The organism is Flavobacterium sp. (assembly GCF_049590715.1).
Lineage (GTDB): Bacteria > Bacteroidota > Bacteroidia > Flavobacteriales > Flavobacteriaceae > Flavobacterium.
Window position 1 is genome coordinate 1 of the sequence record NZ_JBAWDL010000073.1, and the last position, 13032, is coordinate 13032.

A 13032-nucleotide genomic window follows, 5' to 3' on the forward strand; every position below is an offset into this window, starting at 1 on the left:
AAATTGCATGGGTATGATGAGTTTTATCATGGTTGGGGGGCTGAAGATACGGACATTCATATTCGGATGAAAAATGAAGGATTAGAGGTTTGTTTTTATAATGAAGCCATTTTAGTAAAACACCAATGGCATTCCAAACAATACCGAAGTAAAAATAGCATACATCCTTTTCATAGTAATTTAGAGAGGATTAACCATGATTACATGCATTTAGGACAAAGGACTATGCGAACAGTGGTTAATCAACAAGATCCGTGGGGACAATTACCAGATACAAAAGACTATTTACAATTGGATAAAAATCCTCAGATTGTACTCCAAATAAACAATTCTAAAATAGCTATCAGTGCTGTTTTGGCTCAATGTAAGAATTACAAACAAGAATTAGTTTCTATTGAAATCAAGGAAGTTCAACCGTTGATTCACTTTAGAAATACATTAAAAAAGATAGTAAGAAAGAAATATGTTGCTTATCCTGAAATGGAAGAAGTTAATAATGTTTTTTTAGAAGAGATTATTAAAAATTATCGAAATAATCCTTACGAATATACCTTTGATCGTAAGCATAACTTTATTCGACTTAAAATGTTTTTCGTATAATGAAAATACTTATGGTATCCATGCCGTCTTTACATTTTTTTCGTTGGACAGAGCAACTGAAAGAGGCAGGTCATGACGTTTTTTGGTTTGATATTACGGGTTACAGTAATAAAGCCAATCGTATCGATTGGGTAGAACAAAAAGTAGGATGGAAACCAAAGTGGAATTTTCCAGGTAGAATTTTTATAAAAAAGAACTTATCTTTTATATATCATATATTTCAATATTTTAATGAACGTACAGTTGCTGTTGTTTTTGAACAGTATTTACGTGAAGTTAAACCTGATGTAGTACATAGTTTTGCTATGCATATCTCATGTTTTCCTATTTTAGAAGTGATGAAAAGATATAATGATATTAAATGGGTTTATTCTTCTTGGGGAAGTGATTTATATGCACGAAAAAATAGTGAAATTGGTAAACATATTATTAATATGACACTCCCACATTTGGATTTTTTATTTACAGATTGTCATAGAGATTTTGAGATTGCTAAACAAAATGGTTTTACGGGACATTTTTTAGGTGTTTTTCCAGGAGGTGGAGGATATGATTTAAATCTATTAGAGTCAAACAATATTTTATTTGAAAAAAGAGACTTAATTTTGGTAAAAGGTTATCAAGGCATTCATGGAAAATGTATTGAGGTTTTAAAGATTTTATCCACAATTGAAAATGAATTATTAAATTATAAAATAGTCGTTTTTGGAGCAAATCTTGAAGTTGTTTCCTTTTTCAATCAAAGTAACGCATATCAAAATATAGATATTGTTTTAATGGAACAGATAACGCATCAGGAAGTCCTTAAATTCATGGGTCGCGCTAAATTTTACATAGGTTATAGTGAATCAGATGGTATTCCTAATACTTTACTTGAAGCAATTTGTTCGGGTTGTATACCATTACAGTCTAATCCAGGTGGCGCAACTTATGAGTTAATTATAGATGATTTTAATGGTTTTATTTTAGATATGAATAATATAAAAAGTCAAATATTGAATGCTTTAAGTAGAGCAGATTATAGTGAAGGGTTAAAGTATAATAAAGAAGTACTATGTCCCGAATTATCTTATGATTTTGTTAAAGATAAAGTTCTTAAATCATATGATGTAATACACAAAAAAAGAATATGAAAATATATCCTCCTCAATTAGAAAAAACAGGAGAAAAAATAATTATAAGTTCCATTTTTGAGACGAATAATTATAAAGATAAACTTTGGTATGAATTTGATATTAAATACAAAGAGTTGCTTGTTACAGAACAATCTGATGCTTTTGTAGTAGGATTACTATTATTAGCATTGAGATTAAAGGAAGATATTTATGTAAATACGATATCAGCAAGATTAAAATACCAATTGAATCATTATTTAATTCCAGCTTTATGTATCGCATTTCAAGAGTTTCATAAAATTAAAGTTTATTCAGAACAGGAGAATGAATTAATTCTTTCAAAACATGAAAGTCAATCTGCAACAGGAATTTCTTGTGGTGTTGATTCTATAGCAACTATTATTGAGCATGAAAAGATGAGAGGACAACTTCAAATTTCTCATTTAACATTTTTTAATGCAGGATCACATGGGGACTTTGGAGGAATATATGCAAGAGAAATATTCAATAAAAGATATGACAATATTTTAGAATTTGCTAATAAAATTAGTTTGCCTGTAATAATAATTGATACTAATTTGAACGAACTTCTAGAAATGCGATTCGTTGAAACACATACCTTAAGGAATATTTCATGTGTACTTAATTTACAGAAACTATTTAAAAATTATTATTATGCTTCTGCTTTTAGATTCGACAACTTTAAAATTTCTGATAAGATTTCAGATTTATATGATGTATTGACTTTACAAATGCTGAGTACCGAATCCATTAAGTTTTATTCTAGTCTCTCAGATAAAACAAGAGAAGAAAGAACAAAATTAGTTTCAAAATATGATGTTGCATTTCAATATTTAGATGTATGTACAAATCCGAGGGCTTCAAAAGGCAAAATAAATTGTTCTAAATGTGATAAATGTATGAGAACTCAAATTACTCTAGATTGTCTTGGTGATTTAGATAATTTTAGAGATGTATTTCATTTAGATGTATATCAAACTCATAAAAATGCTTTTATTAGCAAAATAATTAGTAATAAGAATAGAATAGTAATGGATAGAAATGTTTTGAAGTTTATAACGCAAAATAACATTAAAATTACAGTTCTTCATGTCATTAGCTCTAAGATTTTAATGTTAAAAGGGGAGATAAATTTGATTAAAAAGAAATTGAAAAAAGATGTAAACCAATGATATTTTTCAATAAAATCCGAGTTTTTTGGTGGAATGAAAAAGTGATTCAAGGAAAAACTAAAGAGAATTACGGAGACCTTTTAGGGAAGTATCTTGTGGGAAAAATTTCTGGGACAACAGTTGTATTTGCTTGGCCTAAGAAATGGTCTTTTCTAGATTATTTTCAGCCTATTTATGTGACTATAGGAAGTGTCCTTACTCATGTGAATCACAAATGTATTGTGTGGGGAAGTGGGATTATTAGTAAAGAATACCCAATTAAAGAAGCAAAATTTCTCGCTGTAAGAGGGCCTCAAACCCGTGCTTTTTTATTGGATCAAGGACACCAAGTTCCCGAAATATATGGAGATCCTGCCTTATTACTTCCTCGTTATTTTAATCCTATAGTGGAGAAAAAATATAAATACGGAATTGTTCCTCATTATAATGACTGGGAAAAAGTCAAAGACTGGTTTGTTGCTGATGCTGAAGTTTTGGTTATTGATTTAATGACTACTGATATTGAATCTAAAACAATAGAGTTTTTAGCATGTGAAAAAATAATTTCATCATCTTTACATGGTATAATTGTGGCTCATGCGTATGGAATTCCAGCCGTTTGGCAAAAATTCTCGGATAAGGTTTTTGGTGATGATATTAAATATCAGGACTATATGGAATCCATTCAAATAAAATATTACACTCCAGCAATCAAAGAGGAATGTTATACGAAAGAGGAGCTAGCTTTGTTGTTTAATAAATATACAAGTGAACCTAATCCTGAAGTCGTAGAGACCCTTAGAGAGGGGTTAATGAAGGTCTGTCCGTTTTAAAATAAATTCTAAAATAGCTGTAATTCATTATATTTGAGAATTACTTAAAGCATACAAAAATGAAAAAAATAGCACTACTCCCATTACGCAAAGATTCCAAGGGAATACCTGGAAAAAACAAAAAGAAATTAGTAGGCAGGCCTTTGTTTTCTTGGGTACTATCAGAAGCTGTTTTTTCAAATTTGGATGCCGTTTATGTGTTTACCGATGATACTGAAATATTAGATTTTATAGAAAAAGAATACGCTTGGAATCCCAAAATAAAAGGACTACTACGCAACGATGAAAACGCAACCGATATCGCATCAACCGAAAGCGTGATGATTGAGTTTGCCACCGCCATAAACCATGATTTTGATGTTTTATGTTTGTTGCAAGCTACTTCTCCATTAACTACAGCTAGTGATATTAATGCTGCGCTAGACAAAATAGAAATAGAAAATTACGATTCGGCTTTAACAGTGGTCAAAACTCATCGTTTTACTTGGAATTCAGATGGGACACCACAAAATTATGATGTATTTAACAGACCTCGACGTCAAGATTTTGAAGGGCTTTTGGTTGAAAATGGAGCCGTTTACGCGACCACAAAATCGGCTTTTTCGACATCTAAAAACCGAATCAGTGGTAAAATTGCTTTGGTAGAAATGGATGAAGCTAGTTATACAGAAATCGATAGTATCACCGATTGGGAAATTGTTGAGAAGTTACTGGCGAACCGTTTACAAAAATCCAAAAAGCACGATAGAATTGATTATTTGGTACTTGATGTAGATGGCGTTTTTACCGATGGTTGTGTTTATTTTGGAGCCGAAGGGGAGTTGATAAAAAAATTCGATATGCGTGATGGTATGGGACTCGAAATACTAAGGCAAAATAATGTGGAAGTGGTTGTAATGACCTCTGAGAATTCAGCTTTAGTAGAGGCGCGTATGAAAAAATTACAAATTAAACATACCTATCTAGGTGTTAAAGATAAATATGCTCTTTTGACTCAATTTCTTAAAGATAGAAAAGCCAGTCTAGATCAAGTCGCTTATGTGGGTGATGATGTCAATGATTTGGCAAATATTTGTAGCGTTGGTTGGTCTTTTTGCCCAGCTAACGGAACTGAAGTCGTCAAACAACATGCGGATTATATTTTAACCCATAATTCAGCCGATGGAGCGATTAGGGAAGTTTGTGAGGTTATTATGAAGTATAATAAAAGATATTAATACCTCTTTAAAGTCCAATAAAAACAGACTACTATTGTCCGACTGTCCCGAAGCAATGGGAGTTGAATTCTTTTTGAATGTAGTAGTTTATCGAAGATAAGGAATGAGGTCTTCGACAGGCTCAGACTGACAGAGTGCAGTAATTTAGGAGTTTTTAATTCGACCACGATTGTCTGACAGAGCTTGTCGAAGTCTTTTGAATGCAATAGTTTATCGAAGATAGGAGTGAGGTCTTCGACTGTCTCAGACTGACAGTGTGCAGTGATTTATGAGTTAGTTCAAATCTCGATTGTCCATCTGAGCTTCGACAAGATTAGACTTACTCATTATCAGTTTGAGAATAATTATCACTTTAAAATTTAATAATAGAATAATAATAATTTTATTTGTTTACAAAAAAAATGAACAACTACAAAAAACCATACGTTATTGCCGAGATTGGTTGCAACCACAAAGGTGATATGGAAATAGCCAAGGAACTCATCAAAATAGCAAAAATATTTTGTAATGTAGATGCGGTAAAATTTCAAAAAAGAAACAATAAAGAATTATTGACAGAAGCACAATACCACGCACCACATCCTAATGAGAGTAATTCGTATGGCGCTACATATGGCGAACACAGAGAATTCCTTGAGTTTGATGTGCAACAGCATGCCGAATTAAAAATGTATTGTGAAGAAGTAGGTGTTGTCTATTCTACTTCGGTTTGGGATTTGACTTCTGCTCAAGAAATAACATCATTGAATCCAGCATTCATCAAAATTCCTTCCGCATGTAACAACAATTACAAAATGTTAGCATGGTTGTGTGAAAACTATTCTGGCGAAATTCATATTTCAACAGGAATGACCACGAAGAATGAAACCGATGATTTAGTAGAGTTCTTCGTGAGTAAAGGGCGTAATAATGACTTGGTCCTTTACAATTGTACCTCCGGTTATCCCGTTCCTTTTGAAGACGTTTGTTTGCTGGATATTAATTTACTAAAACAAAAATATGAGGAAAAGGTAAAGCACATTGGTTTTTCAGGCCATCATTTAGGGATAGCCGTTGATATTGCTGCTTACACATTAGGAGCTAATATAATTGAAAGACATTATACTCTAGACCGAACATGGAAAGGAACGGATCATGCTGCTTCATTAGAACCTATGGGATTGCGTAAATTATCACGTGATTTACATGCCGTTCATGCTGCTCTAACTTTCAAAGCAACAGATATTCTCCCTATTGAACAAGTACAAAGAGAAAAATTGAAAAATCAGAAAGGGTAGTACGGTTCTCAATACTGTTTTACTCTAAAAACGGTCACATTGAATTAAAAATCAAGCTAACGAAAAACAGCCATTATAATTCCTGTTTTTATCAAAAGAAACCACCATTCTAAACTTCAATACCTTTATTTTTGTCCCAGTTTAAAAAAAAAAAAAACAAACTTTCATAGTTGATGAAGAATAAAAAAATATTTGTTTTCTTTCCTGATGGAGTAGGGTTGCGCAATTTTGCGTTTACAAAGTTCAAAGAATTGGGAGAACAAAAAGGGCACCAAATTGTATATTGGAACAATACTGTTTTTTCACTCAAAGAACAATTAGGTTTTGATGAGGTGAAGATCGAAAATCATAAAATGCATCCGTTAACGGCACTTTATTCAAGAGCCAGAAAACATATCGAACTTAATGTTTCTCAAAAAAAGTTCCAAGATGCTGTCTATCCTACCTATAAATTCCCCTTTAGTTATAACGGACTCAAAAATAGCTTAAAGACTTTGTATGTTAAAATGTTAATAGGATTACATTCTTCAGAGAAAGGGATTCTTTACATTCGAAAACGAATCAACGCATTAGAACGATCTACTAATAAATATGAGTATTGTAAAGCCCAACTTTTAGAGCACAAACCTGATTTGGTTTTTTGCACCACACAACGAGCAACGCAATCTATTAGTGCACTATTAGCGGCACAAGACCTAGGCATTCCCACGGTAGCATTTGTGTATTCTTGGGACAATGTACCAAAAGCGATGCAAGTAATTGAAACGGATTATTATTGTGTGTGGAGTGATTTAATGAAAGCTGAAGTCTTGCAATATTATCCTTTTGTCCACGAATCTCAAATATTTGTCACAGGAACACCACAATTTGAACCACATTATGATACGTCATTACTACAAACTAGAGAAGATTTTTTTGCAGAACACCATTTAGATAGTGATAAAAAATACATTTGCTATTCAGGTGATGATGAAACTACTTCTCCATTAGATCAATATTATCTAGAAGATTTGGCTCATGCTGTACGAAGTTTAAATAACAAAGGCTATCAATTGGGAATCATTTACAGGAAATGTCCTGTTGATACGACCAATAGGTATGAAACGGTGATTAAAACAAACCAAGATATTATCACCGTTATTGATCCAGTTTGGAAACCCATTGGGACAAATTGGAATGAAGTTTTTCCTGATAAAGCTGATTTGAAATTACTGTATAATGTTTGTGCACATTCGGAAATGGTTACCAATGTATGTTCCTCAACGGTGTTTGATTTTGTAGCTCATAATAAACCATGTATATATTATAATTATGAACAACCACAATTGAAAAAAGACATTCGAGACATTGGTCAAAACTATAACTATATTCATTTTAGAAGTATGCCTAGTCGTGAAGCAGCAGTTTTTTGTACTGAAAAAACGGAATTAGAAAGTTTAGTCCAGCAAATTTTGGATGGAAAATTATCCAATGTCAAAGAAGGCAAAAAATGGTATGAAACAGTGGTAGGTAAAAATCCAACCCAAGCTTCGGAAAATATTTGGAAACAAATTGATGCGATTTTAAAATAATACTTTTGACAAAATTCATTCTATCTATTTTAAAACTTTTTGTACTACTGATTATAGTAGCAGCGGTAATGGATGTTGTTTATACTTATGTATACACTAATATGGCCAATACAACCAAATTCCATTTTATAAAAAAACAGACTAATAGAAAGTTTGATTGTGTTTTTTTAGGATCATCCAGAGTAATTAATCATATAAATTGCCATATTATTGATTCTGTTTTACATGTTAATAGTGTGAATTTTGGAATTATGGATGCTCAACCAAAGGATATTTTAACGATATTGAAATTACTAAAACAGTACAATATTGAATCTAAAACTGTTTTTATTCAAACAGATTATTACTACAATTCTGAATCAAAATCAAAATTTCTATTCGTAGACCTATTGCCTTTCATTAGAGAGAATGAAATAATCAAAAGATATTTTCAAGATGAAAAGGATTTTATGTGGTTGTATTATATGCCTTTTTATAGGTATTGTAAATACGACTCGAAATTAGGAATAAGAGAGGTGTTCGCTAGTTTTTTTAAGAAAAATAAATATGAAAAAACTAAAGGTTTTGAGCCTATCTTTGGATTCGGAAATAAATGGAAAAGAAGTCTACCATTAAAAATTAATAAAAAGAATCGTTATAATAAGGAGATAACGTCTTTGGTGAAAAAATCAGATCATGATTGTATTTTCTTTATTGCTCCTTTTAGAAATGACACTAAGAATTTAGAGTTTATTTCCTCGTTAAAGCAACAGTATACTAATTTGTGGGATTTCTCTAAAAGTATTCAAGATTCCTCAAAGTTTAAAAATGGTTATCATTTGAATAGTATCGGAGCCGATGAATTTTCTATTCAATTAGCAAATAAAATTAAATTTTATAAAAAATAGGTTTGTAAGTATGTTTTTCAATTCCCTAACTTTTGCGGTTTTTTTGCCGATTGTTTTTATTTTGTATTGGTTTGTTTTTAATAAAACCAAGAGCAGTCAAAATTTGATTTTAATTGTTGCCAGCTATTATTTTTACTCTTGTTGGGATTGGCGTTTTCTGTTTTTGTTGGTTTTCTCTACTTTTTTGGATTATTATACTGGAATCCGAATCGAGAAAAGTGAAAATGAAAAATCTAGAAAATTCTGGTTTTGGTTGAGTATTGGAGTCAATTTGGGTTTTTTAGGACTATTCAAATACTACAACTTTTTTGCCAGTTCTTTTGCTGAATTGTTAAACGGTGTGGGTTTGAAAACGAGTCCATTTTTATTGGATGTGGTATTGCCAGTAGGGATTTCGTTTTATACGTTCCACGGTTTATCCTATGTAATTGATATTTATTATAAAAGAATTAAAGCCGAATATAACTTTATTGATTATTCATTATTTGTAAGCTATTTTCCGCTTTTGGTAGCGGGACCTATTGAACGAGCCACGCATTTATTGCCTGAGATAAAAGTAAAACGAAGTTTTAATTACGAACAGGCTAAAGCGGGAATCTATCAATTCATTTGGGGATTAGTCAAAAAAGTAGTTATTGCGGATACTTGTGCCACGTATGCTAATGCCATTTTTGATAACTATCCGTCCATGAATTCGCTTTCTTTGGTATTGGGAGCCATTTATTTTGCATTTCAAATTTATGGGGATTTTTCAGGTTATTCGGACATGGCTTTGGGAATGTCTAAATTATTTGGGTTGGAATTGTTGAGAAACTTCAACTATCCTTATTTTTCAAGGGATATAGCTGAGTTTTGGCGTCGATGGCACATTTCCTTGTCGTCTTGGTTTCGTGATTATTTGTATATTCCGCTAGGTGGCAGTAAAGGATCCAAATACAAGCAAGTGCGAAATGTATTTGTCATTTTTGTAGTGAGTGGTTTTTGGCATGGAGCCAATTGGACTTATATTGCTTGGGGATTTTTGAATGCCGTTTATTTTTTGCCTTTATTATTATTGAAAAAAAATAGAAACAATATCGAAGCAACCCGATTACAATGGAATTTTGAGTCCTTGAATACCGTTTTTCATATCATACTAACTTTTATATTATCCTGTATAGCTTGGGTGTTTTTTAGAGCCAAATCGATAACCGATGCTTTTCTTTATTTGAAAGGAATCGTAACCAATGGTAATTTTGCTTCACAATACCTCTCTAACGAAAGATACAACTATGAATTAATGTTGTTAATTTTCTTATTCGTTTGGGCTGAATGGAATAATCGCTTTAAGGAAGAACCTATTTCAGGGGAATACAGTACGGTAAAATTAGCCTTATGTTTTATCGCTATTTTGAGTTTAGGAACCTATTCAGATTACAAAGAATTTATTTATTTTCAGTTTTAATGAAAAAGTTTTTCAGTTTTATTTTAAAAGGAATAATCATAATTGTTGTACTAGCAGTAGTATTGGACTATGGATATACACAAATCTATTTACAATCACAAAATAGAGGAAAAATTGATTATATATATAATTCTCAAGGACGTCAATATGATGTCGTTATATTGGGATCCTCTCGAGCCAATAATCATTTTGTGTCAGAACTATTTGAAGAAAAAGGACTTAAAACATTCAATTTTGGTATGAGTGGTGGGCATCTTTTTGAAGCCGATTTATTATTGAAATTAATGATAGAACGTAACTATAAAATTAAAAACCTAATTGTTGAGGTCGATTTGAATTTATCTAATGATCATCGAGCAGAGGGGATTGCCGCTAAGTTTTTGCCTTATTTACATGATTCCTCTTTAATAAAAACTCATTTTCAAAATGAAGCTGATTTTGCCTCATTGTATTATATTCCTTTTTATCGCTATATTAAGTTTGATTCTCAAATAGGTTTTAGAGAGATGTTTTTTAACGGTATTCATAAAAAAACGAGTCATTTAGAAAATTTAGGCTACCATCCTTTGTTGACCAATAAAAAAGGAAATATGAAAAATGATTTGACGAATTTGAAGCCTTTGTTGAAAAATAAATATTATGAAGATATCAAACGAATATGCCTAGAGCAGAACATTCGCATTATTCCTATTATGACACCCATGTGTGAAAACACTAAAGGGATTCAGTACTTTGACAAGGTGAAAAAAGCATATCCAGAAATTCATAACTATGAAAATGCAGTAATTGAAGACAACTATTTTTCCTCATGTGGTCATATGAATGATGCTGGATCTAGAAAATTCACCAAGATTATAATTAATGATTTTTTTTAAAGTAAAATAATGCATATAGCTTTTCTTACACCCGAATATCCTCATGCCAGTGTGCTACATGCTGCTGGGATTGGTACAAGTATAAAAAACTTGGCTGTTGCTTTGGTTCAAAAAAAAGTTACTGTTACTGTTGTCGTTTATGGACAAAAAGAGTCGATTATTTTTGAAGAAAATGGAGTTTGTATTCATCTAATCAAGAATCAAAAATACAAGTTTTTAGGTTGGTATTTTCATCGTAAATACATTCAGAATTACTTGAATAATCTGATTCAAAAAGAAAGAATAGATTTGGTTGAAGCGCCAGATTGGACTGGAATTACTGCTTTTATGACTTTGAAAGTGCCTTTAGTAATTCGTTTTCATGGAAGCGATACCTATTTTTGTTATATCGAAAAACGTAAGCAAAAAGAAAAGAATTTTTGGTTCGAAAAATTAGCAATTAGGAAAGCTAACGCTTTTGTGGCACCCACCTCTTTTGCTGGAGAAGTATCCAAAAAGCTATTTAAAATCAAAAATAAAAAGATTCAAACCATTCATTACGGATTGGCATTGGAGAATTTTGAAAACCATAATCCAGCAGTATATGAAAAGGGATTAATTCTATATATTGGAACACTCATCCGTAAAAAAGGAGTTTTAGAACTTCCTGAAATTTTTAATAAAGTCCGTGTAGCATTTCCTGAAGCCAAATTAGTTTTAATAGGGAGTGACTCTTTTGATATTGCTACCAAATCAGGATCAACATGGGAATTAATGCAATCTCAATTTAAAAAGGAAGATTTGAAACAGGTACAGTATTTAGGAAAAATACCCTATGGTACTGTTCAAAATTATATTAAAAATGCTCATGTTTGTGTTTTTCCTACCTATGCGGAAACACTAGGAATGGTAACAATTGAATCTATGGCTTTGCAAAAACCAGTGGTAAATAGCAACATTGGTTGGTCGCAAGAGTTAATTGTTGATGGAGAAAGTGGTTTTTTAGTACACCCAAGTAATCATAGTTTGTATTCGGAACGTATAGTAAGCTTGCTTAAAGATGAGAGATTGTGTTTGCAAATAGGAAAGCAAGCTAGAGAAAGGGTTGATGCTTTTTTTGACATTAAAAAGTTAGGTCAAGAAAATTGTGCATTTTATGAAGAGGTTATTCGTGGAGATGCCTAGTTTTGTAAATTTTGATTTGTGTTAAATTTAGCCTTTGAGAGTATAATAAAGAATGTTGGAGTTTTAGATGAAATATGATCGTAGTTTACCATAAAAATAATAATGTTGTACAAGTGATGAAAGATCAAGAACGACTATCGTTTTTGTCTCAAAATATAGCAGCTGTTATAATGGAAATAGCACAATCTTATCCACAATATTGGATTATGTGGTGTGCCATAGAATTAGAACCTTTTTTTAATAAAGAAGGCCTTAATTCTATATTTCATCATCATAAAATAATGGCTTCGTTTGGAATTAATGACCAAAGTTATTTGCCAGAAGCAATTGGTTATGTTGAAGAATCTCCTTTTATTAAAATCAATAAAAAAGTTACCTATCCTACTTGGCAAATGAGTAGTGATGTAGGTGGGGTTTTTGCAGCAGTCTTACTGCAATTTGACGAAAATTTATCCACTAGTAGTGATTTTAATTATTTTTTACATTCACTTGCCAAAGTGGCAATGCCAAAAGGATTGATAGTATACTCAGAGCCAAAATTAGTGCTTAAAAACGATGTCAAACTAACTTGTAAAAGAACAAATAATTACAAGTTATTCCAATTTGTAAAACAACATTATCGAACACGTTGGGTATTTTTACTTATTCTTAATCTGGTACTTTACCAAAAGCAATTCCCATTTTTTCCATTAGTTAGAAGTTTGTTTTTTAAAAACAGAAATCGATGGGATATTTCTTTAGATTCGATTCAAGTCAAATCGGTTAATGATGTGGTGAAATTGAGGACTATAGATGTCATTATACCAACTATTGGAAGGGAAATCTATTTGTATAATGTGCTAAAAGATTTGTCAAAACAGACTCATTTGCCAATAAA

General features: G+C 31.6%; 11 protein-coding genes and 1 pseudogene. All 12 read left to right on the plus strand.

Features of this window, described 5'->3' with window-relative positions:
* Window positions 1-600: galactosyltransferase-related protein (locus WBQ70_RS03720; protein WP_423910742.1), on the plus strand; the 600-nt coding region annotated here is incomplete at its 5' end.
* A complete protein-coding gene (locus tag WBQ70_RS03725; protein WP_423910745.1) occupies window positions 600-1733 on the plus strand; it encodes a glycosyltransferase in 1134 nt (377 codons plus the stop codon). The genes WBQ70_RS03720 and WBQ70_RS03725, both read left to right, overlap by 1 nt.
* Window positions 1730-2908 (plus strand): hypothetical protein, encoded by a 1179-nt coding sequence (locus WBQ70_RS03730; protein WP_423910748.1) that lies wholly within the window; start codon window positions 1730-1732, stop codon window positions 2906-2908. Before WBQ70_RS03725 ends, WBQ70_RS03730 begins: the two co-directional genes overlap by 4 nt.
* Window positions 2905-3720, plus strand: coding sequence for a polysaccharide pyruvyl transferase family protein (locus tag WBQ70_RS03735; protein WP_423910751.1), 816 nt, complete (start codon window positions 2905-2907; stop codon window positions 3718-3720). The genes WBQ70_RS03730 and WBQ70_RS03735 overlap by 4 nt, the downstream gene beginning before the upstream one ends.
* Before the next feature lie 59 nt (window positions 3721-3779).
* A complete protein-coding gene (locus tag WBQ70_RS03740; protein ID WP_423910754.1) occupies window positions 3780-4937 on the plus strand; it encodes a cytidylyltransferase domain-containing protein in 1158 nt (385 codons plus the stop codon).
* A gap of 401 nt (window positions 4938-5338) precedes the next feature.
* Window positions 5339-6214 (plus strand): N-acetylneuraminate synthase family protein, encoded by an 876-nt coding sequence (locus tag WBQ70_RS03745; protein WP_423910757.1) that lies wholly within the window; start codon window positions 5339-5341, stop codon window positions 6212-6214.
* A 173-nt stretch (window positions 6215-6387) separates the two neighbouring features.
* Entirely contained in the window at window positions 6388-7785 is a 1398-nt protein-coding gene (locus WBQ70_RS03750) for a UDP-glycosyltransferase (RefSeq protein WP_423910759.1), read from the plus strand.
* Window positions 7786-7790: 5 nt separating this feature from the next.
* Entirely contained in the window at window positions 7791-8672 is an 882-nt protein-coding gene (locus WBQ70_RS03755) for a hypothetical protein (RefSeq protein ID WP_423910762.1), read from the plus strand.
* Window positions 8673-8682: 10 nt separating this feature from the next.
* Complete coding sequence (locus WBQ70_RS03760) at window positions 8683-10116, plus strand: MBOAT family O-acyltransferase (protein ID WP_423910764.1); 1434 nt, start codon at window positions 8683-8685, stop codon at window positions 10114-10116.
* Complete coding sequence (locus WBQ70_RS03765; protein WP_423910767.1) at window positions 10116-10991, plus strand: hypothetical protein; 876 nt, start codon at window positions 10116-10118, stop codon at window positions 10989-10991. The genes WBQ70_RS03760 and WBQ70_RS03765 overlap by 1 nt, the downstream gene beginning before the upstream one ends.
* Before the next feature lie 9 nt (window positions 10992-11000).
* A complete protein-coding gene (locus WBQ70_RS03770) occupies window positions 11001-12155 on the plus strand; it encodes a glycosyltransferase family 4 protein (protein ID WP_423910770.1) in 1155 nt (384 codons plus the stop codon).
* Window positions 12156-12229: 74 nt separating this feature from the next.
* A pseudogene (locus WBQ70_RS03775) lies at window positions 12230-13032 on the plus strand (glycosyltransferase family 2 protein); the annotation flags it as partial.

Coding starts and splice junctions, on each gene's coding strand:
- WBQ70_RS03725 (WP_423910745.1), top strand. CDS start 600: ATGAAAATACTTATGGTATCCATGCCGTCTTTACATTTTTTTCGTTGG.
- WBQ70_RS03730 (WP_423910748.1), top strand. CDS start 1,730: ATGAAAATATATCCTCCTCAATTAGAAAAAACAGGAGAAAAAATAATT.
- WBQ70_RS03735 (WP_423910751.1), top strand. CDS start 2,905: ATGATATTTTTCAATAAAATCCGAGTTTTTTGGTGGAATGAAAAAGTG.
- WBQ70_RS03740 (WP_423910754.1), top strand. CDS start 3,780: ATGAAAAAAATAGCACTACTCCCATTACGCAAAGATTCCAAGGGAATA.
- WBQ70_RS03745 (WP_423910757.1), top strand. CDS start 5,339: ATGAACAACTACAAAAAACCATACGTTATTGCCGAGATTGGTTGCAAC.
- WBQ70_RS03750 (WP_423910759.1), top strand. CDS start 6,388: ATGAAGAATAAAAAAATATTTGTTTTCTTTCCTGATGGAGTAGGGTTG.
- WBQ70_RS03760 (WP_423910764.1), top strand. CDS start 8,683: ATGTTTTTCAATTCCCTAACTTTTGCGGTTTTTTTGCCGATTGTTTTT.
- WBQ70_RS03765 (WP_423910767.1), top strand. CDS start 10,116: ATGAAAAAGTTTTTCAGTTTTATTTTAAAAGGAATAATCATAATTGTT.
- WBQ70_RS03770 (WP_423910770.1), top strand. CDS start 11,001: ATGCATATAGCTTTTCTTACACCCGAATATCCTCATGCCAGTGTGCTA.